24 protein-coding genes are annotated in these 21,327 nt (G+C 62.5%); 8 read left to right on the top strand and 16 right to left on the bottom strand.

Annotation, left to right across the window (positions count from 1 at the left end; translation table 11 throughout):
* Positions 1-242 precede the first annotated feature (242 nt).
* Positions 243-1,457 (bottom strand): threonine--tRNA ligase, encoded by a 1,215-nt coding sequence (thrS, locus tag AC3WOG_RS21460; protein WP_492579977.1) that lies wholly within the window; start codon positions 1,455-1,457, stop codon positions 243-245.
* A 397-nt stretch (positions 1,458-1,854) separates the two neighbouring features.
* On the opposite strand from thrS, the gene AC3WOG_RS21455 reads away from it, so the two are divergent.
* The gene (locus AC3WOG_RS21455; protein WP_492579976.1) at positions 1,855-2,340 is read left to right on the top strand and encodes a GNAT family N-acetyltransferase; all 486 of its coding nucleotides are present in this window, start codon (positions 1,855-1,857) and stop codon (positions 2,338-2,340) included.
* Positions 2,341-2,396: 56 nt separating this feature from the next.
* On the top strand, positions 2,397-2,726 hold the full coding sequence (locus AC3WOG_RS21450) for a low molecular weight protein tyrosine phosphatase family protein (protein ID WP_492579975.1): 330 nt from the start codon (positions 2,397-2,399) through the stop codon (positions 2,724-2,726).
* A 43-nt stretch (positions 2,727-2,769) separates the two neighbouring features.
* On the opposite strand, the gene AC3WOG_RS21445 is transcribed toward AC3WOG_RS21450, so the two are convergent.
* Positions 2,770-3,354 carry a flavin reductase family protein gene (locus AC3WOG_RS21445; RefSeq protein ID WP_492579974.1) on the bottom strand — a complete coding sequence of 195 codons (585 nt, stop codon included), beginning with the start codon at positions 3,352-3,354 and terminating at the stop codon, positions 2,770-2,772.
* A gap of 185 nt (positions 3,355-3,539) precedes the next feature.
* On the opposite strand from AC3WOG_RS21445, the gene AC3WOG_RS21440 reads away from it, so the two are divergent.
* On the top strand, positions 3,540-4,196 hold the full coding sequence (locus AC3WOG_RS21440; RefSeq protein WP_492579973.1) for an aspartate/glutamate racemase family protein: 657 nt from the start codon (positions 3,540-3,542) through the stop codon (positions 4,194-4,196).
* Between the two features lie 6 nt (positions 4,197-4,202).
* A complete protein-coding gene (locus AC3WOG_RS21435) occupies positions 4,203-5,006 on the top strand; it encodes an aminoglycoside phosphotransferase family protein (protein ID WP_492579972.1) in 804 nt (267 codons plus the stop codon).
* 51 nt (positions 5,007-5,057) lie between these two features.
* On the opposite strand, the gene AC3WOG_RS21430 is transcribed toward AC3WOG_RS21435, so the two are convergent.
* Positions 5,058-5,393: a hypothetical protein gene (locus AC3WOG_RS21430; protein WP_492579971.1), complete on the bottom strand. Its 336-nt coding sequence runs from the start codon at positions 5,391-5,393 to the stop codon at positions 5,058-5,060.
* 221 nt (positions 5,394-5,614) lie between these two features.
* The gene (gene pdxR, locus AC3WOG_RS21425; protein ID WP_492579970.1) at positions 5,615-7,126 is read right to left on the bottom strand and encodes a MocR-like pyridoxine biosynthesis transcription factor PdxR; all 1,512 of its coding nucleotides are present in this window, start codon (positions 7,124-7,126) and stop codon (positions 5,615-5,617) included.
* 105 nt (positions 7,127-7,231) lie between these two features.
* Here pdxR and AC3WOG_RS21420 point away from each other — a divergent pair, with 105 nt between their 5' ends.
* Positions 7,232-7,972, top strand: coding sequence for a GNAT family N-acetyltransferase (locus AC3WOG_RS21420; protein ID WP_492579969.1), 741 nt, complete (start codon positions 7,232-7,234; stop codon positions 7,970-7,972).
* A 45-nt stretch (positions 7,973-8,017) separates the two neighbouring features.
* On the opposite strand, the gene AC3WOG_RS21415 is transcribed toward AC3WOG_RS21420, so the two are convergent.
* Positions 8,018-8,551: a GNAT family N-acetyltransferase gene (locus tag AC3WOG_RS21415; RefSeq protein ID WP_492579968.1), complete on the bottom strand. Its 534-nt coding sequence runs from the start codon at positions 8,549-8,551 to the stop codon at positions 8,018-8,020.
* A 326-nt stretch (positions 8,552-8,877) separates the two neighbouring features.
* Here AC3WOG_RS21415 and AC3WOG_RS21410 point away from each other — a divergent pair, with 326 nt between their 5' ends.
* From AC3WOG_RS21410 to AC3WOG_RS21400, 3 genes are all read left to right on the top strand, one after another.
* Positions 8,878-9,840 carry a quinone oxidoreductase family protein gene (locus AC3WOG_RS21410; RefSeq protein WP_492579967.1) on the top strand — a complete coding sequence of 321 codons (963 nt, stop codon included), beginning with the start codon at positions 8,878-8,880 and terminating at the stop codon, positions 9,838-9,840.
* Between the two features lie 218 nt (positions 9,841-10,058).
* Positions 10,059-10,637, top strand: a complete 579-nt coding sequence (locus AC3WOG_RS21405; RefSeq protein WP_492579966.1) for a DUF4337 domain-containing protein — start codon at positions 10,059-10,061, stop codon at positions 10,635-10,637.
* A 60-nt stretch (positions 10,638-10,697) separates the two neighbouring features.
* Positions 10,698-11,024 (top strand): LysE family transporter, encoded by a 327-nt coding sequence (locus AC3WOG_RS21400; protein ID WP_492579965.1) that lies wholly within the window; start codon positions 10,698-10,700, stop codon positions 11,022-11,024.
* A gap of 24 nt (positions 11,025-11,048) precedes the next feature.
* Here the strand turns inward: AC3WOG_RS21400 and AC3WOG_RS21395 are convergent, their stop codons facing one another.
* The 11 genes from AC3WOG_RS21395 to dsbD form a co-directional block, all read right to left on the bottom strand.
* Positions 11,049-12,323 carry an RNA polymerase sigma factor gene (locus tag AC3WOG_RS21395; protein WP_492579964.1) on the bottom strand — a complete coding sequence of 425 codons (1,275 nt, stop codon included), beginning with the start codon at positions 12,321-12,323 and terminating at the stop codon, positions 11,049-11,051.
* A gap of 4 nt (positions 12,324-12,327) precedes the next feature.
* The gene (locus AC3WOG_RS21390) at positions 12,328-12,735 is read right to left on the bottom strand and encodes a VOC family protein (RefSeq protein ID WP_492579963.1); all 408 of its coding nucleotides are present in this window, start codon (positions 12,733-12,735) and stop codon (positions 12,328-12,330) included.
* A gap of 69 nt (positions 12,736-12,804) precedes the next feature.
* Positions 12,805-13,332, bottom strand: a complete 528-nt coding sequence (locus tag AC3WOG_RS21385; RefSeq protein ID WP_492579962.1) for an SRPBCC family protein — start codon at positions 13,330-13,332, stop codon at positions 12,805-12,807.
* A 49-nt stretch (positions 13,333-13,381) separates the two neighbouring features.
* Positions 13,382-13,795 (bottom strand): YciI family protein, encoded by a 414-nt coding sequence (locus tag AC3WOG_RS21380; protein ID WP_492579961.1) that lies wholly within the window; start codon positions 13,793-13,795, stop codon positions 13,382-13,384.
* A 153-nt stretch (positions 13,796-13,948) separates the two neighbouring features.
* Complete coding sequence (locus tag AC3WOG_RS21375) at positions 13,949-14,302, bottom strand: YciI family protein (protein WP_410835475.1); 354 nt, start codon at positions 14,300-14,302, stop codon at positions 13,949-13,951.
* A 234-nt stretch (positions 14,303-14,536) separates the two neighbouring features.
* Positions 14,537-16,786 (bottom strand): copper-transporting P-type ATPase, encoded by a 2,250-nt coding sequence (locus AC3WOG_RS21370; RefSeq protein ID WP_492579960.1) that lies wholly within the window; start codon positions 16,784-16,786, stop codon positions 14,537-14,539.
* Positions 16,787-16,913: 127 nt separating this feature from the next.
* Complete coding sequence (locus AC3WOG_RS21365; RefSeq protein WP_492579959.1) at positions 16,914-17,213, bottom strand: MerR family DNA-binding protein; 300 nt, start codon at positions 17,211-17,213, stop codon at positions 16,914-16,916.
* A 209-nt stretch (positions 17,214-17,422) separates the two neighbouring features.
* Positions 17,423-17,671, bottom strand: a complete 249-nt coding sequence (locus AC3WOG_RS21360; protein WP_492579958.1) for a DUF2933 domain-containing protein — start codon at positions 17,669-17,671, stop codon at positions 17,423-17,425.
* A gap of 55 nt (positions 17,672-17,726) precedes the next feature.
* Entirely contained in the window at positions 17,727-17,954 is a 228-nt protein-coding gene (locus AC3WOG_RS21355) for a hypothetical protein (protein ID WP_492579957.1), read from the bottom strand.
* 677 nt (positions 17,955-18,631) lie between these two features.
* Positions 18,632-19,078 carry a Cu(I)-responsive transcriptional regulator gene (cueR, locus tag AC3WOG_RS21350; protein WP_492579956.1) on the bottom strand — a complete coding sequence of 149 codons (447 nt, stop codon included), beginning with the start codon at positions 19,076-19,078 and terminating at the stop codon, positions 18,632-18,634.
* Between the two features lie 333 nt (positions 19,079-19,411).
* Entirely contained in the window at positions 19,412-21,271 is a 1,860-nt protein-coding gene (gene dsbD, locus AC3WOG_RS21345) for a protein-disulfide reductase DsbD (protein ID WP_492579955.1), read from the bottom strand.
* Positions 21,272-21,327 lie beyond the last annotated feature (56 nt).

The following is a 21,327-nucleotide window of genomic DNA, read 5'->3' as shown; positions in this document are numbered from 1 at the left end:
CTCCGGCTGCAAGCATCAACATTTGTAAAACTTCCGCGCCAGTACAACACTGTGCACAAGTTCGGACTCGTCCGATTGTGCCCAAGGCGAAATGAAGACCGACGAAACGGGCTAAAAAGATGTGAGAGAGGCGGGAGGGTGACGTGGCCGCACGTGAACATTCATGCGGCCGCATCATCATGAAAAACGACAGGTCAATTTGCGAAATCTCCGCACCGCGACCGTCGCAGCCGCGGACGAAGTCACAGATTCAATCGCGTCGCGGGCGGCAACGCGGCTAGCCGTAATCGCTCGACGCCCTCCGCCATCGCAAGCGTCGATTGCTGCCCGTCGCGCATGCGAATGCTGATGGTCCGATCGCGTTCATCGCGTGAACCTACCGCGACCAGAATCGGCACCTGCTTTTCGCGCGCATCGACGATCTTCTTTTCCAGCCGTTCCGGCCGGTTGTCGAGCAGCGCTCTGATACCGGCGGCGTCGAGCGCTTGCATGAGCTGTTGCGCGTAGGCCGTATTGGCGTCGTTGATCGTCGCGATCACGACTTGCTCGGGCGCGAGCCACACAGGCAACCATCCCTCGTGATGTTCCAGCAGCATTGCAATGAAACGCTCCATGCTGCCGAGCACCGCATGATGGATCATCACCGGACACTCGCGTTCATTCCGCTCGCTGACGAACGCCACATCGAGCCGGTCTGGCAACACAAAATCGAGTTGAATCGTGCCGCATTGCCAGCTGCGCGCGCGGCTGTCCGTTAGATGAAACTCCAGTTTCGGCCCGTAAAAAGCGCCCTCTCCTTCGAACACATCGAATTCGAGGCCCGCCGCGCGTGCCGCGTTTGCCAAGGCGGCTTCCGCGCGATCCCACGTTTGCTCGTTGCCCGCGCGCATCGCAGGCCGCGTGGCGAGCACTACTTTGAAGGCGGGAAAGCCGAGGTCCGCATAGACCGTGCGCAACAACTCGCAGAAGCGGCCGACTTCGGCCTCGATATGCGCGTCCGTGCAGAACACATGCGCGTCGTCCTGCACGAAGGCGCGCGTGCGCTTCAGACCTTCGAGCGAGCCCGAAGGCTCGTCGCGATGACAGGCGCCGAACTCGCTATAGCGAACCGGCAACTCGCGATACGAACGCACGCGCTGATTGAACACCTGCACATGGCACGGACAACTCATCGGTTTCAGGCACAGCGCGCGCCCTTCTTCCGCATCGGCCAGCGAATACATCGCCGCGCCGAACTTCTCCCAATGGCCGCTCTGCTCCCACAACGAGCGCGCCAGCAATTGCGGCGTGCGAATCTCGCGAAAACCGGCGCGCCGCATACGGGCGCGAATGTAGTCTTCGAGCACGCGGTAAAGCGCCCAGCCGCGCGGGTGCCAGAACACCATGCCGACGCCTTCTTCCTGCTGATGGAAGAGGTCGAGTTTATTGCCCAGTACACGATGATCGATGTCGTTCACAGTCACACTCCGTTTGATTGATGCCGCGGGTTGATGCCGCAAACGGAGGTCCAGAAACGCCAAAGGCCCCATCCGTTTCCGGCGGGGCCTTTGGTGGTTTGCCACTGCTTCGTGCCTCTAGCGCGTGCAACCTCCAGACGACCCGCCTGTGAAGGTGGTCGTCGTGGTGGTGACGGCAGCGAAGGGAATCGAGTGGAAGTCCATGGATCGACAGTAAGCGATTTTGCGACGACGCGTCAATCGTAATCTCGACATACGCTTGCTCGCTCTGTCATATTGTGAGCCGGCGTCTGCTGGCCAGGACAACACGATAAACGATACGATGCAGACTTGATTCGAAGCCGATGCATACTCGCGAAACTTCGAGCGACATTCAAAACCGACCGAGCACCTTACCTTGAGCATCCACATCCGCCCTGCCCACGCATCCGACGCCGCTCTGATTCTGCGCTTCATCACCGAACTCGCGGTGTATGAGAAAGCGGAGCACGAGGTTGTCGCCACCGTCAAAGATATCGAAGCGAGCCTGTTCTCGGCCGAATCCACCGCGAAGGCTTTGATCTGCGAGATGAACGGCGAGCCCGTTGGCTTCTGCGTCTACTTCTTTTCTTATTCGACGTGGCTCGGCAAGCAAGGACTTTATCTGGAAGACCTGTACGTGTCGCCGAAGTCGCGCGGCAGCGGCGCGGGCAAACAGATGCTGCGCCACCTCGCACGCATTGCATGCGACACGGGCTGCGGCCGCTTCGAATGGAGCGTGCTCGACTGGAATGAACCCGCCATCGGCTTCTACGAATCGATCGGCGCGAGCGCGCAGAGCGAGTGGGTCCGTTACCGGCTGGCGGGCGACGCGCTCAAGGCGTTTGCCGATGGCGATGTGTGAGGACTTGGCCAGCGTGACTTACGATTTCACTCGATTAAAAGCGTAGCAGGTGTCCGGTGATACGAGCCTTGTTTATCTGCAGCAAGAACCGCCTGCGCAGCCCTACAGCCGAGCAGGTGTTCGCCAGTTGGCCCAACGTCGAGACCGATTCAGCCGGTCTCGGCACTGACGCCGCCGTGCCGCTTTCACCCGAGCAGATTCGCTGGGCCGACATCGTCTTCGTGATGGAGAAGGCTCAACGCGCGAGGCTGTCGGCAAAATTCCGCGCATGCCTGCACGGCAAGAAAGTGGTCTGCCTCGACATCCCCGACGACTATGCATTCATGCAGCCTGAGCTCGTCGCGCTGCTAGAGCAAAAAGCAGGCAAATTCCTGCGGCAAAAATAGCGAGTAGTGCTGGGCTGACAAGACGCAGACGCACAGCCGCTACTTATTCCGTCGCGCCGTTCGTCACTGGCGCGACTTCGAACGCGTCGCCGGTGGCAAAGAATGTTCCGCCTGCAACGTAATGACATGTCCGCAGATCGGGGTCGTCGCCGAAGTGCCAGCGGTTGTTCGAATACACGCGGCGGTCCGCGTACGCCGCCACGACTTCGCCGATGATCAGATCGTGCCGCTGGCTGTCGTCCGGAATCACCTTGCACTCCATCCACGTGATGCAGCCGGCCAGCATCGGTACGTCGATGTTTTGCGCCGGGAAAGTTTCAAGGTCGAAGGCGGCGAACTTGTCGAGTTCGGCGCCGGCGTTCGAACCCACCGCCAGCGTCTGCGCGGCAAAAGCGCGGCTCGGCAGTTGCAATCCGAACACGCCGCTCGCCTCGATCAGTTGCCGCGTCAGCGTGCGGCTGTCCACCACGACGACGACCTTCGGCGGGTTGAAATCGAGCGGCATTGCCCACGATGCCGCCATCACGTTCGAGCGCCCGTCGTGCGCACTGGTGATGATCGTGACCGGTCCATGATTCAGTAATTGCGTCGCCCGTGGCAATGCCACGGTTTCTCGAGTGCCTTTCATACGTCCTTTCCGCGTCGATGGATTGGGTCGATTGTAGCGGGCCGCGCGCGGTGTTGTTGACACCGCCACCATGCACGGCGCTCGTGCAAGCCACCTCGTGCTGGGCATAAGCGGCCGGCCACGCTCAACCTGCATGAGCCGTTTCCAGGCGAGAATGCGACATCATCAAAGGCGTTGGAGTGACAATGCGCATCGTCTGCCTGCATACCGCTGACAGCAATATCGCCGTGTTCGACGCGGCAGCCCGCGCCGCCGGCTGGCAAGCGCACGAGTTGAAACACGCGGTCCGTGCGGACCTGCTAGCCGCCGCCGAGCAAGCCGGCGGTTTGACCGATGAAATCGCGGCGCAAACCCGCGCTGTGCTCCTCGCGCTCTGTCACGACGCGCACGCCGTGTTGCTCTGTTGTTCGACACTTGGCCCTGCCGTGGATGACGCCCTCGCCGCGCAGGCCGCTCCGGTGCCGGTTCTGCAGGCCGACGCCGCACTGGCGCGGCGCGCAGTCGAAGCCGGCGGCAAAGTGATCGTGCTATGCACCGCACCGACGACGCTCGAACCGACCACCCGTCTCTTCACAGAAGCCGCCACGCGCACCGCAGCCGACGTCGAGGTGCAGTTGGTCAACGGCGCCTGGGACCGTTTCAAAGCGGGCGATACGGCGGGTTATCTGTCTTCGATCGCCGCCGCGGCGGATGCTGCTTATGCAAACGGCGCGCAGGTTGTGGCGTTGGCGCAAGCATCGATGACGGATGCCGGCGCGTTAGTCACCCGCGGCGAGAAACCGCTGACCAGCCCGGCCACCGGACTCGCCGCCGCCGTTCAGGCGGCCGCGCTGCTGGCCTGATTCGCGATGTTCGCCGAGTACATCGTCAAGTGGGATTTGCTGCCGGACGGCGAGCCGATCCGCACGCACAGCAGCCGGCTTCTGCCGGTACGCCGGCACGGCGTCGCAGCGATGCTGAAGGTCGCGCTGGAAGCGGAAGAGAAATCCGGCGCGCAGCTGATGCTGTGGTGGGACGGCGACGGCGCGGCCCGCGTGCTGGCGCACGATGCCGTCGCGATACTGCTCGAGCGCGCACAAAATAGCCACGCGCTCGCGGACAAGGCCCGCACGGGTGACAGCGACGACGACGACGCCACCGAGATTCTCTGCGCAGCCGCTGCACGACTGCACGCGCCCCGTAACAAGCCGCTACCCGAACTAACCGGATTGCCACGCTGGTTTCAAAGTCTCTGGCCGGCAGCACAACAATACGGCGGCTGGCTCGCCGACAGTGCCGCCGCAGCGCAAGCGCTGCTTGCCGCCCCACAGGACCCGGTCGTGCTGCACGGTGACATCCATCACGGCAACGTGCTCGATTTCGGCCCGCGCGGCTGGCTGGCAATCGACCCGAAAGGCCTCTACGGCGAGCGCGGTTTCGACTACGCGAACATTTTCTGCAACCCCGACCGGCAGTGCGCATTGGCACCAGGACGCTTCGAGCGGCGCGTCGAACATGTCGCGCAATTGGCCGGGCTCGATAGACGCCGTTTGCTGCAATGGATTCTGGCGTGGTCGGGACTGTCCGCGGCGTGGATTCTCGAGACAGGCGAGACCCCGGACATCGATAGGGACATCGGCAAATTGGCTGCCGACGCGTTGAAGCTGGACTGAGAACCCAGCGGATCCAGGACGGCAACCGCCAGGCCGCCGCCCAGGCTTGCATCAATGCGTGGCTTTACCGTTGGGCAACGCATCCAACGGTTTGTGCTGTTCCTCGCCGAGCCCCGGGAAGAACACGTTCCAGGCGGCGCGCACACCTTGCGCCGCCGTGGCTTCCGCGCTGATCGATTCGGCTTCCTCGCCTGCGGGAACGCTCGCCGGATCGACGGACAGGCCGCGCCAGTGCGTGAACACCAGCAACGGTTTTTCGGTCCATACGCCGTCGCCGAATTTCGCAAATGCCGTGTCCCCGCTCGTCAATTGCACCTCGTACCAGCCTTCACGAACGGGCGTATGGACGGCAAGCTCAAACCATGGGGTCGGTTCGATTTCCTTCATGTCTTCTCCGGTCTGATAAATCGTCATAGACAACCACAAAGGCATTCTTCATGCCCGAGCCCGGCAGCGGCCCGGCGTGCACGCCCACATTTCACGCGATGGTGCAGTGCGGCGCGCTGAGCATGACCTGCGGGCGATTCGCCAACCTCGCGCACCTGGAAAATCGCCGCGCATAAACGACACGATAGCGCGACATCGGCCGCGCGGACAAACGTAAAAACTTACACGCCAGGTGCACCCGCCATCTCGCCCGCCAGGCCGGCAAGCCTGGCCAATACACCGATGGCGGGCGCCAGCTGTTCGGCGGGCGTGCTGCCGTAGCCGATCACCAGCCCGTTCGTCTCCTCGCGAGGCTGCAACGCGAAACCGGACAGCGCCCGGGGATTGAGCCGCGCGGCGAGCGCACGCGCGGCGAGCACCTGATCCGATAGGTGCGGCGGCAGGCGAAGCGTCAGATGCATGCCGCAATTGCCGCCGAGAATCTGCGACGGTTCGAAATGCGCGGTCAGCGCATCGCGCAGCGCCTGCTGCCGTTCCCGATAGAGGCGTCGCATGCGGCCCAGATGGCGCCCGAACTCGCCGCTTTCGATGAAATGCGCCAACGCCAGTTGTTCCAGACGATGTCCGCCGCGCAGCATCTCCTGCAACGCGACTGCAGCGCGCTCGGCGATCGCGCCCGGCAGCACCACGAAGCCGATGCGCAGCGCCGGAAACATGGTTTTGCTGAACGAGCCGACGTACAACACCGGTGCGTCCGGCACCAGCCCCTGCATGCTGGCGATCGGCTCGCCGGTGTGGCGGAATTCGCCGTCGTAGTCGTCCTCGATCAGCCACGCGCCGCTGCGGCGCGCCTGCGCGATCAACGCCAGCCGCCGCGCCACCGACAACACCGAACCGGTCGGATACTGATGCGCGGGCGACGTGTAGATCAGTTTCGGCGGATGCGTGCGCCACGCGTCGGGCGGCACCGCGATGCCTTCCAGATCGACCGGCATCGGCAGCGTGGTCAGATCGCCGAGATTGAACGCCGCCTTCGCGCCGCGATAGCCGGGATCTTCGACCCATCCGATGTCGCCCGGATTGGTGAAAAGCCGCACGCACAGGTTCAACGCTTCCTGCGCGCCTTCGGTAATCACCACCTGCGAGCCGTCGCAGCGCACGCCGCGCGACATGCGCAGATGCGCGGCGATCGCGTCGCGCAGTGCCGGCTCGCCAGTCGGCGCGCCGTAGCCGAGCGCCAGCGGCAACGCGCGTTCCATCGAACGCTCGAGCGCGCGCCGCCACGCGCCGAGCGGAAAGCGATCCAGCGCGGGCGTGCCTGGCGTCAGCGGCAAGGTGTTGTCGGCATGCGTGCGCGTTGCGGCGAATTGCTCGACGCGCGCGGCATAGACCGCCTCGGCCGTGGCGGGCTGTGTCTGATGTTCGCCACGCGCGGCCGGGCTGGAGAGTGCGCTCACGCGCGTGCCTTTCTTGTCGGCGACCACGTAGCCGACCGCGGCGAGATGCTCGTAAGCGATCACTACCGTATTCCGCGACACGCCCATCTCCGCCGCCAGCAAACGCGACGACGGCAGCAGCGAGCTCGCCGGCAGACGCCCGGCAAGAATCGCCTGCTGCAAGCGCTCGATCAATTGCTTTTGCAGCGGCGCTGGTTTTCCGCCGACGGTGTCGGCACCGCTCACGGTGGCTGGCGCGGTGGCCGGATGAGTGAGCGGACCAATGATTTCGATCATCGCTGCTGGACCTATCAAATGCGCTGAGACTGGATCTTTTTAACATACCACGTTTGCCGTATCGTTCTCTCTGACAATCGACCGATTGAACCAAGGAGAGCAGACATGGAACCCAGACGTAACGCGTTCGACCAGCCGATCGGCGCACCGGTGCCGGGCTGGAACGGCGCGCAGGCGCCGGGCCGCGAGCCGCTGGTGGGCCGCTATTGCCGGATCGAACCGGTAGACGTCGAACGCCACGCCGAAGACCTCTTCGACGCATACAGCTCGGCAGCCGATGGCCGCGACTGGACCTATCTGATGGTCGGACCGTTCGACAGTCTCGCCGCGTATCGCGAACATTTGACACGCATGGCGGCGTCGGTCGATCCGCTGCACTACACGGTGATCGATCTGGCGACCGGCAAGGCCGTCGGCACCCTCGCGCTGATGCGTATCGACCGTGTGAACGGCGTGATCGAAGTCGGGCACGTCACGTATTCGCCGCGCCTGAAGCGCACCCGCATCGCCACCGAAGCGATGTTTCTGCTGATGAGCCACGTGTTCGACGACCTCGGCTATCGCCGCTTCGAATGGAAGTGCGACTCGCTCAACGGCCCATCACGGACGGCGGCACTGCGCTATGGGTTCACGTTCGAAGGCGTCTTCCGCCAGGCGATCGTCTATCGCGAACGCAATCGCGATACCGCGTGGTTCTCGATAGTCGACGGCGAATGGCCCGCGCTGCGTCCGTGCTACGCGCGTTGGCTCGACGCCGGCAATTTCGACGCGCAGGGTCAGCAGGTTGAACGGCTGGCGGATCTGATCGCGCAACAGCGGGCGGCGGCGAGTGCGGCTGGTCAATAAGCTGCGAGCTGGCGACGACATACAACCCGCACGGCGCGCGACGTCTCAGGCACCGCCTGCCGCGCGCCGCAAGACGATGGTCGGCTGGCCTTTGTACGTCGTGCGGAGCCGCTCGCGATAGCCGCACTTATGCGCGACGCGCAGCGACGGCAGATTTTCCGGCGCGATGATGCAGGCGGTTTCGGCGTCCGGCCACTGCTGGTCGGCCCAACTCAGCGCGGCGCGCACGGCTTCGGTCGCGTAGCCGCGGCCATGCACCGCCGGGTCGAGAGCCCAGCCGATCTCAGGGGTGTTCATCAGCGAAGGCTCGATCTCGCGGTGGTAGTCGGCAAAGCCGACTTCGCCGAGGAACCGGCCGCTCTCCTTTTCTCGAACCACCCAGTAGCCGTAACCCAACATCGCCCAGTGCCCGGCGTAACGCAACAGGCGCGCCCAGACTTCTTCGCGCGTGAACGGCTTGCCGCCGATGTAGCGGATCACCTCGGGATCGGACCACATCGCATAGCTCTCGAGGAAATCGTCGCGCGTGTGCGGACGCATGATCAGACGGTCGGTGGTGAGGAGCGTGGGGGTGGACATTGAAGAGGGGCGAGTGGTTGGGTTGGGAGACTTTGAAGCGTTGAAGGCGTGCGTGGGATGATCGCAGATTCGGCCGACTCAAGAAACCGTGCCAAACACGGATTCCGATCCGCGCGGCACGCTGAGCGAAGAGGCTGCGGCTGCGGTAGCCGAGCAGGTAAAAAGCGGCGCATCCGCGGCCTGTTAAGCGATTGAGGCTTCGCATCGGAGTCCGTCGCGGGTTGTCCGGCATTCGAAAGTCTTGTCTTAACGCCGTTGCGTCGGCCACGTAGACTACGCTCATCCGCTGCACGACGCAGCGCACGACCCAGCAGGAGCGACACGCGATGAAAGCGATTCAGTTCAAGACTTTTGGCAGCCCCGAGGTGCTCGAATACGTCGATCTGCCGACGCCGCAAGCCGACGCGGACAGCGTCGTCGTGCAGGTCAAGGCGGCCTCGGTGAACCCGAGCGACGCCAAGAACGTATCCGGTCATTTCGAACACACGGTACTGCCGCGCACGCCGGGCCGCGACTTCAGCGGCGTGGTGGTGGACGGCCCGCAGCAATGGCTCGGCGCCGAAGTGTGGGGCACCGGCGGCGATATCGGCTTCACGCGCGACGGCACCCATGCCGGCTTCATCAAGATTCCGCTCGGCGCGCTGTCGCGCAAACCCGCGACGCTCAGCCACGCCGAGGCGTCGGCGATCGGCGTGAATTTCGTGGTCGCCTGGCTCGGCACGGTCGAATACGCGCGATTGCAAGCCGGCGAAACCATCGTGGTGATCGGTGCGGGCGGCGGGGTCGGCGGCGCGGTGGTGCAGATCGCGAAAGCGCGCGGCGCTCGCGTGATCGCCGTCGACCGCCATCCGCTTTCAGCCGATTCGCCCGCGGGCCGGCTCATCGACGAGTACGTGCCATTCGACGAACACGTGACCGAGCGTGTCAAGGCGCTGACCGGCGGCGCGGACGTGGTGTACGACACGGTCGGCGGTGTGGCGTTCGAGACCGCACTGAGTCTCGTCAAACGCCGTGGCCGGGTGCTGGAAATCAGCGGGACCGGCAAGCGCCGCGTCGAGTTCGACCTGATCGATTTCTACCACAACGAAACGCAACTGCTCGGTGTGGATAGCGCGAAGCTGGGCGTCGCCGAATCGGCGCCGTTGATGACCGCGTTGGTGGAAGGCTTCGAAAGCGGCAAGCTGCAAGCACCGGTTATCGCCCAGCAGTTCACGCTCGAACGCGCACGCGATGCATACGAAGCTGTGGCCGCGGGCACGCGCGGCCGTGTCGTCATCACGATGCCGTAAGCGAAACGACCGGCGGACGTGGTTGGCCTCCAGCATTCATTGATTGATAGCTCCGGGCGTTCGTCGCCGTAACGGCGATACCTTTTCCATCACGGCGCGCCTCACGCTAAGATTGAGGCCGCCGGAAGCTCTCGCCGCACAGCTGTCAATGCCAGCACTTTGTTCGCGTCTGCGAGCGCCATCCGGAATACAAGAAAAGCTTTACCTCGGAGAATGAGATGCCTGAAGAATATGAAGTGCATGGTCCGCACGACCACGCGGTCGAGCACGCCGGCCACCACGACGCCGATCCGTTCGCGAGCCGCATGGCCGTGATGACGGCGATCCTCGCGACGATCGGCGCGCTGTGCGCGTACCAGAGCGGCAATAGCGAAAATCTGGCGCTGTACTACAAGAACGAAGCCGCCATCAAGAAGACCGAAGCGTCGAATCAATGGAGTTACTACCAGGCCAAGGGCGAGAAGCAGAATCTCGCTGAACTCGGCGCGGCGTTGTCGATCGGCAATACCGACGCGCACGCCAAGTTCGTCGCCGACGTCGAAAAATACACGCAGCAGAAAGAGCCGATCCGCGCGAAGGCTGAAGCGATCGAAAAGGAAGTCGTGTTGAACGACACTAAAAGCGAGGCGCTTCTGCACGGCCATCATCGATGGGCGCAGGCCACCACACTGATCCAGGTCGCGATCGCGATGAGCGCGATCACGTTGCTCACGCGCAAGAACTGGCTGCGCAATCTGTCGTTCGGTGTCGCGACGGCGGGCGTGCTGATGAGCGTCTGGGCGTTTTTCTCGGCATGATGCGTGCACCGGCAGGCAAGCACATTCAGTGGCTGCGCTGCGCGAATAAAGGAGTGGTCTGTGATTGATGGGCCCGCGGTTCTTGGCGTTTTCTCCGTGTATGTGGCCGGTGTGGTGATTCCCGGCCCGAACTTCGTGGCGGTCGCGCACAAAGCGGCATCGGCGACGCGGCTCGAGGTGCTGGCGATGGTCGCCGGTATCGTGCTGGTCAACCTGTTCTGGGCGAGCTGCGCGATCCTCGGCGTCGGCATCGTCTTCACCGCGTTTCCGTGGCTGGCGCTGGCGCACTCTCGGATTGCATCGGCGTACCGGCGCTGCAAGGCGTGGATCGATCGCGTGTGCGGCGGCTTGATCGTCGCGCTGGGTGTGCGGCAGTTGATACGGTAAGGTCGGTACTTTTCGACCCGCCGCTCAATGCGCCATCTCACGCGCCCGCGCAAGCAACAACTCGCGCTCGCGCGCATTGCGCGTCATCGCCGCGGCGCGTTCGAATTCGGCGCGCGCCTCGGCCACGCGCCCGAGCTTCGCCAGCAGATCGCCGCGCACGCTCGGTAACCAGTGGTAGTTCGCGAGCGTCGCATCGGCAGCAAGCGCATCGACGATCTCCAGACCCGCGGCCGGCCCGAACGCCATGCCCACGGCCACCGCGCGATTCAACTCGACCACCGGCGAAGGCGCCACTTGCGCCAACGCGTCATACAACGCGACGATCTGCGCCCAGTCGGTGTCCTCGGCACGCCGGGCGCGCGCATGACACGCCGCCAGCGCCGCTTGCAGCGCATACGGTCCGCTCGCGCCGCCGAGCGCGTGCGAGCTGCCGAGCGCGGCCAGCCCGCGACGGATCAGGAGCGGATCCCAGCGGCTGCGGTCCTGCTCGAGCAACAGCACCGGACGGCCCTCGGCATCGGTACGCGCATGCGTGCGCGACGCCTGAATCTCCATCAACGCAACGAGCCCGTGCACTTCGCTTTCGTCCGGCACGAGACCGCTCAGCACGCGCCCAAGCCGTAGCGCTTCCTCGCAAAGCGACGGACGCATCCAGTCGTCACCGGCGGTCGCCGAATAGCCTTCGTTGAAAATCAGATAGATCACTTCGAGCACCGACGCGAGCCGCGGCGCACGCGCATCTGCTTGCGGCACTTCGAACGGCACCTTGGCTGCCGACAGCGTGCGCTTGGCCCGCACGATGCGCTGCGCGATGGTCGGCTCGGGCACGAGGAACGCGCGCGCGATTTCGTCCGTGGTGAGGCCGCCGAGCAGGCGCAGCGTCAGGGCGACGCGTGCATCGGTCGACAACACCGGGTGACACGCGGTGAACACCAGCCGCAACAGATCGTCGCCGATATCGTCGGCACGCGCGGCATCGAGGGCATCGACGAAATCCGGCACGAGGTGAGCCTCCTGCGCATCGAGATCGTGGCCGAGCTCTTCGCGCTTGCGGGCATGCAGCGCTTCCTGGCGCAAGCGGTCGAGTGCGCGGTTCTTCGCGGTCGCCATCAACCACGCTCCCGGGTTATCAGGCACGCCCGCGTCGGGCCAATGTTCGAGCGCCGCCACCAGCGCGTCCTGCGCCAACTCTTCAGCCAGCCCCACATCGCGCACGATCCGCGCGACGTGGGCAATGACCTTGGCGGACTCGATCCGCCAGACCGCCTCGATGGCACGATGTGTGGCCGCCGTCGTCACGGCCTCAGCCCGCCGCCTTGGCGTTCGGGTCCATATAGATCAGCTCCCAGATATGCCCGTCGATATCTTCGAAGCCGTGTCCGTACATGAAGCCGTGGTCCTGCGGCGCGCGCGGCGCCGTGCCGCCGGCGGCGATCGCCTTCGCGACCAGCGCATCCACCGCTGCGCGGCTCTCGCACGACAGGCCCAGCAGCGCCTCGGTGCTTTCTTGCGGATTGCAGAGCGCCTTGCGCGTGAAGGACTTGAACAGATCCTTGACCAGCAGCATCGCGTAGATGTTTTCGCCGAGGATCAGACACGCCGCCTGTTCGTTGGTGAATTGCGCGTTGAAAGTAAATCCGAGCGCGCTGAAAAATGCCTTCGACCGTTCGAGATTGTCGACGGCGAGGTTCACGTAGATCTGCTTATGCATGACGGAGTCCATTAATCGAGTAATGTGCGGGCTGCACGGGCGCCAAGGTGCGCCGGGTTTGCGGCGCCGTCAGCTCGCCTCGGCAAGCGCTTTCAGATTGCCCAGACCGTCTTCGAAATCCTTGCCGACCATTTTGTCCATGCTGAAAAAAACCTGGATCAGCTTCGACAGAAACGGTGCCGGTCCGTGCATCGCCCATGTGACCTGAGTCGCATCCGCATCGGGCTTCAACGTGAATTCGGCGATGTTGTGCGCCTCGAATGGCTTGAGGAAATCGAGGTTCATCGTCACGCTCGACGGCGCCGCCGTATCGGCGATCTCCATCTGCCCCACGCCGACCTTTTCGCTTCGCCACGCGTAACGCGCACCCTTGCCGCTCGTCGAGCCGCTGTACGTGCCTTGCGTCGTGGGATCTTTGCGCAGGTACGGATTCCACAGGTTGAACTGATGCAGGTTGTCGATCAGCGCGTAAACCCGCTCGGGCGGCGCCTTGATGCGCACGCTGCGCTCGATGCGAAAGCTGTCGGGGCGCGTCGCCGCGTAGATCAGCAGCAGCCCCACGGCCGCGACGATGGCGATCAGAATAGTTTTGAGCATGACGATTCCTTTCGATGTAGCTGGATCGGCGCTTGAATCAGCGTTCCGATCAGCGCCTGGCCGCGTTCAGTTCGCAGAAGCGCTCCACTTCGGGGCTGGGCTCGAAGTCTTCGAGTTCATACAGTTGCCGGACTTCGATTTCGCCGTCGGCGTGCTCACCGAACGGCGCTGGAAAGCGCCGCGCCCATTCCATCGCTTCGTCGCGCGTGCGCACCTGGATCAGCGTGTAGCCGGCAATCAGTTCCTTGGTTTCCGCGAACGGGCCGTCGAGCACCGTGCGCTTGCCGCCGCTGTAGCGGATGCGCCAGCCTTTGGAACTCGGTTGCAGGCCGGTTGCGTCGAGCAGCACACCGGCCTTTGCCAGTTCCTCGTGGTACGTGCCCATCGCGGCCATCAGGGATTCGTCGGGCGGGCCGCCGGCTTCGCTGACGGCGGTCGCCTTCACTATGATCATGAATCGCATCGCACTTGCTCCTTTCGCTGTAAGTGGAAAGCCGCGGCTTGTTTGCTGGCTCCTTACTCACACGACGAGCGGTACGCGACCGGATCGACACCAATTTTCGTCGCTCAGGGAAAACCCTGGACTAACAGCGCCTACGCGTAGGATGTGCGCGGCTTACTCGAAACAAGGCCCGAGCTTGCGGACTTCGACCGTGCACCACGACGCCGCCGGGCAGGCTTGTGCGATCGCAACAGCTTCTTCGCGGGTTTCACAATCGAGCAGGAAGAAGCCGCCGATCATTTCCTTGGCTTCGGCAAACGGGCCGTCGAGCAGCCTCGCACGACCTTCGCGCACCTGCACGCGTACGGCGTCACTGGTCGACGTCAGCGATTCGACTGCGAGCAATTTGCCGCGTTCTTTCAGATCGGCGGCGAAGCGCACCATCTGGTCGTAGACTTCGCGCCCGGCACGCTCACCGCGTTCAATGCGTTGTTCCGGGGGTTCGACGATGAGCAGCATGTAAGACATAGAGTCTCCGATTGATCGTGCCGCAGACGTGAACGCCCGGTAGGCGTATGACGGCAAAAACGCGCTTGCGGATAGCTTGCGAGAGGCAGTCTAACAAGCGCGGAGGACTCCAGCAAACCCGTTTCAGCGCTGGGGCCGCGGCGAATCGCACGCCCTACGGACACTCGTAGCGCGGACACGGCATGTGGATTGCTTGTCTTGCTCGCCATTCTTCGCCGCGCGATACAAAACCGTTCACTTTACTGCTCGAAGCCGAAGAGCATTCGCAACCACACTCACCGAGGACAGCGCCATTGCAGCAGCCGCAATGACGGGCGATAGCAGAATACCGAAGATCGGGTAGAGCACACCAGCCGCAATCGGCACACCAACCGCGTTGTAGACGAAGGCAAAAAACAGGTTTTGCCTGATATTGTGCATCGTTGCCTGCGAAGCTCGTCTCGCGCGTACGATACCCATCAGATCCCCCTTAAGCAAGGTAATGCCGGCGCTTTCCATCGCAACGTCAGTACCCGTCCCCATCGCGATACCCACGTTGGCCGCTGCAAGCGCCGGTGCGTCGTTGACACCGTCTCCGGCCATTGCCACCACCCGGCCCTGTGCCTGAAGGTGCTCAACAACAGCCCCTTTGTCGTGCGGCAACACTTCCGCGATGACTTCGTCGATGCCGAGTGTTCGTGCAACAGCCTGCGCGGTCACCTTGTTATCGCCGGTCAGCATGATGATCCGGACGCCTTCACGATGTAGCGACCGGATTGCCTCCGGTGTCGATTCCTTCACCGGATCCTCGATTCCCACAAGGCCGGCATATTGCCCGTCGACACCGACATAAATCACGGTCGCGCCCTCAGACCGAAGCGTCTCGCCTGGGTCATCGGATGGCATCGCGATGTTCTGTTCGAGGAGGAATTTCGCGCTGCCGCAGACAATTTTTCTGCCTTCGACTGTCCCGAGAACACCCCTGCCAGCGGGAGAATCGAAATCCGTTGCCGGCAGAATCGCCAGGCCTCTTCCCACTGCCGCTGAGACAATTGCAGCAGCCAGGGGGTGTTCACTGGCCCGCTCCACGCTCGCCAGTAGTTGCAAAAGCTCGCCTTCATCGCGCGTCCCGTCTGGCTGAATCGCGACGACCTTGGGGCGGCCCTCAGTCAGTGTCCCGGTTTTGTCGACGACAAGCGTGTCCACCTTCTGCATCTGCTCAAGCGCTTCGGCATTCCGGATCAGCACGCCGAACTGTGCTGCACGACCGACGCCGACCATGATTGACATGGGGGTCGCAAGGCCCAAAGCGCAAGGACACGCGATGATCAATACTGCAACGGCCGAAATGATCGCGTACGACAACGCGGGGCTTGGTCCCCACACTGCCCACGCGACAAACGCAGCGAGCGCAATGAGAATCACGCCAGGTACGAACCAGCCCGCAACCCGATCCGCCAGACGCTGGATGGGTGCCCTGCTTCGCTGTGCCGACGCGACCATCTGGACAATCTGTGCAAGCAGCGTATCGGCACCGACTCTTTCCGCCCGCATGACGAAACTGCCAGTCTGGTTCAAGGTGCCGGCGGTGACCTTCGATCCAGGCGCCTTGGTTACAGGAATCGGCTCGCCTGTCACCATTGATTCGTCGACGGTGCATCGTCCTTCGGTGACAACGCCATCCACCGGGACTTTCTCACCCGGGCGGACGCGAAGCAGATCGTCAACCTGCACGGATTCCAGGGCTATCGTTTCGTCTGTCCCGTCAGGACTCACCCTGACACCTGTCTTGGGAGCGAGATTCAGCAGTGCCTTGATCGCGCCGGAGGTCCGCTCCCGCGCACGCAACTCGAGCAACTGGCCCAACAGCACGAGCACGGTAATGACCGCTGCGGCCTCAAAGTACACGGCCACCGCGCCGCTTGTACGGAAGGTCATTGGAAACAGCTGTGGCGCCATTGTCGCCACGATACTGTATGTCCAGGCCACGCCGGTACCGAGTGCAATCAGCGTGAACATGTTCAGGCTACGGTTCACAACCGACGTCACCGCTCTCAGAAAGAAAGGCCAGCCGGACCAGAGAACCACCGGCGTTGCCAGCACTAGCTGCAGCCAGTTCGATACCTGTGGCGCAATAAAGTGATCGAGCCCGAGCAGATGGGCGCCCATGTCAAGAATCACCACGGGCAGGGTCAAGGCAACGCCAATCCAGAAGCGTCTCGTGAAGTCGCGGAGTTCGTGGCTTTCCTGGGCATCCGCCGTGACGGCGACTGGCTCCAGGGACATGCCGCAAATCGGGCAGTTTCCAGGCCCCAGTTGACGCACCTGCGGGTGCATCGGGCAGGTGTACTCGACACTGGCAGGATCAGCTTGCTGCTCCCGCGCCAGTACCCGGGACTCAACGTGTGATCCGGCATCGTGGCGGTGCTCCAAAGCCTTATGCGAATCATGCGCGTGGTTCGCGCGGCGCGTTTCCAGTGTTTGCAAGTCGGACGATTCTTTCATGTTGCCCGCCTTAATCGAGAGATGACAAAGAGAACCATAGACCCTCCCATGAAGGGAAAATCAAGGTTCCGCTTGATCTGCGTTCCTGAAAAAAGCACCGTCCCGGCAGAAAAACCGCGCAGCCTCGTCATCTGCTGCCGGTGCACCAAAGGATGTCGCCCGCGCATTGCTGCACCAGCTTATCGAGTGAATCGCGCATGGCCAACAATTCGACTATCTGCATGTTCAGCTCGGCGAGATGCTTCAGGGCGACCGCCTTGACATCGGAACTCGCGCGATCTTCATCGCGCCACAGGGCCAGCAGCTCCCGGATTCGTTCGATCGAAAATCCCAACGTGCGCGCCTGCCGGATGAAGCGCAGAACCTGAACGTCGCTATCACTATAGATCCGATAGCCACTCGCAGCACGTCCGCGTGGCTGGATCAAGTGCACGTTTCAATCGACGGCCGCCAGCGTATGCAGGAGCGCGTTGCTCCCACACTGATGCTGCTGGTCGCCACTGCGACGCGGACCGCGACAAGCACCCTTCTCAAGCATGCAATCGAAAAAAGCATTCCTCGCAGCGGCTTTGCCGGGCGAATGCGCACAATTGCGCATTCGCCCGACGTGACTGCTTTAGATGAAAACCATCGGGATCACTGTTTGCTGATCTGCGACTGAGGTTGCTGATCGCGTGATGTCTCGACCGTCGACAAACGATGATCGTCGTTGCTGGAATGCATACCTTTCATCATGAAGAGCATGGACAGTGGACACAGCAGAAACAGCAGGTAGGGTCCGGCGCTGACTACAAGCGTCCGGAACTGGGGAAACGCCGTATAGGCGAGCGCCAGGGTAGCCAGCAAGGCGACGCCCGTGACAACCATTGTTTTCGTGCATTTCATGGCATTGCTCCTTGATCAAAGTTCGGTGATTGCCTGAATCAACAGGCGCTATGTGTCATTTCGCGGCCGGGGCCTGAATCTTGTCGGCGTACTTGAGCATGATGTCGCCCATCGCCTTCATCATTTCCCCGTGCATCTGCATGGCCAGTTTTTCGTTTCCTGGCGGGAGTTGCCCCATCATCGGGCAGTTGCGCATCATCTCCCCACCCATCATTCCTCCGCCCATCATCGAGCTTCCACGATCGTGCATGGCCGATTGCGGCGTTCCAGCCGCCGCGCTCAAGCCACTCACTCCTAACAGTGCAACTGCAAGCGATACGGCAGCCAGGTGTCTGGTACGCATAACAACCTCCTTCGTTAATCCGGAAATCGAGAATTGAAGATCGTCTGATCACCTTCCCGGGCGTCACACGAATATCACTGGCTTTAAATCATCACGCCGGGATATCGCCGTGCCGGCTCGAGACCGTACGCGCGCGTTGACGCCTGCGTACGGTCTTGACGCCCAATGCCAGCGAAGGGAGTTACAGAAACTGAGGGGGGCCGCTGCGGAAGGTCGGGGATGAACTGCGGAAGAAGCGTGGCGTCGAATGACGTGTAGACGTGCATAGTCGGAGCGGCAACCACTGCCACCGCGGTTGACGGTATCGCCGCATGATTGCAGCCAGCGCTGCCCATACTGCCGTGGCAATCGGACTGGTGCATGATCGATACGGCAGTGGCCGCATGCGTCGCAGTCTTCGCGACCATATGCTGCGCTGCCGGTGGGTGCGTCGTCACAGGCGATGTACCCGTCATTGTGACCGGCATGCGCGGACAAATTGATACCGACGTGGCAAACCCCGTCAGGGGCAGCCATGCGATCAGCAGATACAGTATCAATTTAACGGCGTGTTTCACGTGTCGGTTCAGACCCGGAATAATGAGTTTAATCAGGCAACGCTCTTGCGAGGATTCGCGTCACGATGCGAGCGCCACATGACGGTCTGCAGTTTTGCAATCCTGCACCTGCCGGGTATCAGCGCGGTCAATTCCCTCCAGGATAGGGCAGCGAGGCCGGCTGTCACCCGCGCAATGCTTCGCGAGGTAGGAGAGCTTGTCGCGCATCACAACGAGTTCGGCAATACGGGCGTCCAGCTCGCCGATATGTCGTTTCGTAATTGCCTTGACTTCCGCGCTCGCACGATCCCGATCCTGCCATAACGAGAGCAGTTGCCTGATCTGCTCGATCGGGAATCCCAAGGTACGGGCTTGCCGGATGAAGCGAAGCAGGTGAACGTCGCTGTCGCCGTACGTCCGGTAACCACTGTCGGATCGCGCGGCGACCTGTACCAGGTCGATACTTTCGTAGTAGCGGATCATCTTTGCCGAAACACCCGATGCGCTGGCTGCCTGTCCGATATTCATTCCACACCTCACCCATTACATTGCAGTGACTTGCCAACGGCCATGCCGCAGCGTCACAAAGCTACGCGGCCCGCTCTGGAATGAGCGGACCCGGCGAAAACCCGTAGCAGCAATTCCATCTATTACCTCTAGCCTGATTTCACTCTAGACCTTCCAGTTACGGGAATGTCAAGGTCTTTTTCGGGCGAACATTGGACACCAAAATTTCATTGCGATACCCTGGCACACAGCGCAGTCGACCGCCATTTTGTCTTCGAAGCATTGCAAATTGGATAGGCGCTGGCGTTGCACGTCGCCACGATATGGCAACGTCCCTGGCAGACGTTTCCTGATCTAGCGATCCCATTGCTTGAGGTGCACGAGGAACGCGTCGGCACCTACAAACCCGACCAGTTGCGCGTTGACCTGCTGACGGCCATTGCGGTCGTAGAACATCAGCGCTGGCGGGCCGAAGAGTCCAAAGCGCCGCAGCATTGCGGCGTCTGCAGCGGTGTTCTTCGTCACATCAATACGCAGCAGTTTCCAGTGCGCGAACTCGCTTACCACACGAGGGTCGCTAAAGGTGAATCGCTCCAGTTCCTTGCAACTGATGCACCAGTCGGCGTAGAAATCCACCATGACGGGCTGGCCATGTGCCGCCTGAAGCGCCCGGTCGAGTTCGTCGGTTGACTGTATCGGTTCGAACCGCGCGACACTGACCGTTCCGGCGGGTGTCCCCTGCGTAATACTGCGAAGCGGCTGAAGCACGTCGAAGTTTCCCGACACCACGCCCACCAGTTCGGCGATTGCAACAACCAGCAACAGTACGCCGAGTGCCTTGCCTATGCGGAAAACGCCATGAGCATCTGGCGGCAACGGGTCGATGGCGCGCAGCATCATGCCGCAACCGGCCAGCAGCAATGCGACCAGCACCATCAGCAGCCAGCCCGGCAGCAACGAATAGACGAACCACAGGGCTGCAGCCAGCAGCATGACACCCAGCGTGTTCTGCACCGCGACCATCCAGTGGCCCGACCTGGGCAGAACGTGCGCCCCGAACGTGCCAACCAGCAACAGCGGCAGTCCGATTCCGATGCCCATCACATAAAGGGCCAGCGCTCCGCCGATCACGTCGCGGCTATTGGCGATATACAGCAGCGCACCCGCCAGCGCCGGGGTCGAACACGGCCCGACAATCAGCGCGGACAGCATGCCCATCACGAACACCGGAAAAATCCGGCCACCGGGCAAACGGTTGCTCCATTCGGTCAGGCGCGTTTGCACGCTTGCGGGTAACTGCAGCCTGAACACCCCGAACATGGCAAGTGCAAAGAGCACCATGAGCACGCCGAAGCCGGCCAGTATCCAGGGTTTCTGCGTCAGGGCCACCAACGGAATGCCGGCGAGCGCCGCAGCGGTGCCCGCCAGCGCGTAGGTAAGCGCGAGCCCTTGCACGTAGGCGAGCGACAGCACGAAGCCACGCCACCGGTGCGGCCGTTCCTGGGCGCCGCCGATAACGGCGGTCACGATCGGGATCAACGGATACATGCACACCGTGCCCGCCATCAACAGGCCGGCAAAGAGGAAGCCGAGTAATTCAGGCACACCAAGACCATTCGCGGGTCGCAGGTTCAGACCGAAACCCGGGAGCCTCCGATTGTCAACGCCGACTTTGGTTTCATCAGAGTCTGTCGTTGCTGTTGCGTTCCCGTCATGCGCGATGCTGGTGACAGTCCCGTCGGGCGTTATCCGGTAGGTTCGCGTCAGCGGCGGATAACACACGCCTAGGTCCGCGCAGCCCTGCGACGTGACTGACAGCACGATGCTCGACGCGACGACACGAGGCAACGGAAGCTGGAGTTGCACCGGCCGGTGATAGACCTGCACCACCCCGAACGTCGGGTCATTCTTCGATTCTGACGCTGGCATCTCGGCTGCTTTTATCGGCACGCCATCCACAGCGAAGCTGAAGCGATCCCGGTACAGGTAGTACCCGGGTTTTGTACCGAAGTCGAGCGTCACCTGCCGCGGCCCACTGAGGCTGACCATCAATGGGAAAGCCTCAGTGGGTGACAGCAGATCGGACTCGTTCACTGCATGCGCAGCGAATGGGGTGAGCACAAGCAGAAAAGCGAGCACCATGCGCAACGCCCGGCTCAGCGTGCCCGCCAGACAACGCATGCCGCGGCGTGTGCTGGATGATGTCATTCGCATGGCAGTACTCCTGCTCACAGGACGTGAGCGAAAACGCGACCACAGGCCCGCCGTTA

The organism is Paraburkholderia sp. FW306-02-B (assembly GCF_058782725.1).
This window is presented reverse-complemented; position numbering and strand designations above follow the sequence as displayed.

Bases quoted from the DNA above. Each gene is read 5' to 3' on its own strand.
- AC3WOG_RS21445 (WP_492579974.1), bottom strand. From the start codon at position 3,354: ATGAAAGGCACTCGAGAAACCGTGGCATTGCCACGGGCGACGCAATTA.
- AC3WOG_RS21440 (WP_492579973.1), top strand. From the start codon at position 3,540: ATGCGCATCGTCTGCCTGCATACCGCTGACAGCAATATCGCCGTGTTC.
- AC3WOG_RS21435 (WP_492579972.1), top strand. From the start codon at position 4,203: ATGTTCGCCGAGTACATCGTCAAGTGGGATTTGCTGCCGGACGGCGAG.
- AC3WOG_RS21430 (WP_492579971.1), bottom strand. From the start codon at position 5,393: ATGAAGGAAATCGAACCGACCCCATGGTTTGAGCTTGCCGTCCATACG.
- pdxR (WP_492579970.1), bottom strand. From the start codon at position 7,126: ATGATCGAAATCATTGGTCCGCTCACTCATCCGGCCACCGCGCCAGCC.
- AC3WOG_RS21420 (WP_492579969.1), top strand. From the start codon at position 7,232: ATGGAACCCAGACGTAACGCGTTCGACCAGCCGATCGGCGCACCGGTG.
- AC3WOG_RS21415 (WP_492579968.1), bottom strand. From the start codon at position 8,551: ATGTCCACCCCCACGCTCCTCACCACCGACCGTCTGATCATGCGTCCG.
- AC3WOG_RS21410 (WP_492579967.1), top strand. From the start codon at position 8,878: ATGAAAGCGATTCAGTTCAAGACTTTTGGCAGCCCCGAGGTGCTCGAA.
- AC3WOG_RS21405 (WP_492579966.1), top strand. From the start codon at position 10,059: ATGCCTGAAGAATATGAAGTGCATGGTCCGCACGACCACGCGGTCGAG.
- AC3WOG_RS21390 (WP_492579963.1), bottom strand. From the start codon at position 12,735: ATGCATAAGCAGATCTACGTGAACCTCGCCGTCGACAATCTCGAACGG.
- AC3WOG_RS21385 (WP_492579962.1), bottom strand. From the start codon at position 13,332: ATGCTCAAAACTATTCTGATCGCCATCGTCGCGGCCGTGGGGCTGCTG.
- AC3WOG_RS21380 (WP_492579961.1), bottom strand. From the start codon at position 13,795: ATGCGATTCATGATCATAGTGAAGGCGACCGCCGTCAGCGAAGCCGGC.
- AC3WOG_RS21375 (WP_410835475.1), bottom strand. From the start codon at position 14,302: ATGTCTTACATGCTGCTCATCGTCGAACCCCCGGAACAACGCATTGAA.
- AC3WOG_RS21370 (WP_492579960.1), bottom strand. From the start codon at position 16,786: ATGAAAGAATCGTCCGACTTGCAAACACTGGAAACGCGCCGCGCGAAC.
- AC3WOG_RS21360 (WP_492579958.1), bottom strand. From the start codon at position 17,671: ATGAAATGCACGAAAACAATGGTTGTCACGGGCGTCGCCTTGCTGGCT.
- cueR (WP_492579956.1), bottom strand. From the start codon at position 19,078: ATGAATATCGGACAGGCAGCCAGCGCATCGGGTGTTTCGGCAAAGATG.
- dsbD (WP_492579955.1), bottom strand. From the start codon at position 21,271: ATGCGAATGACATCATCCAGCACACGCCGCGGCATGCGTTGTCTGGCG.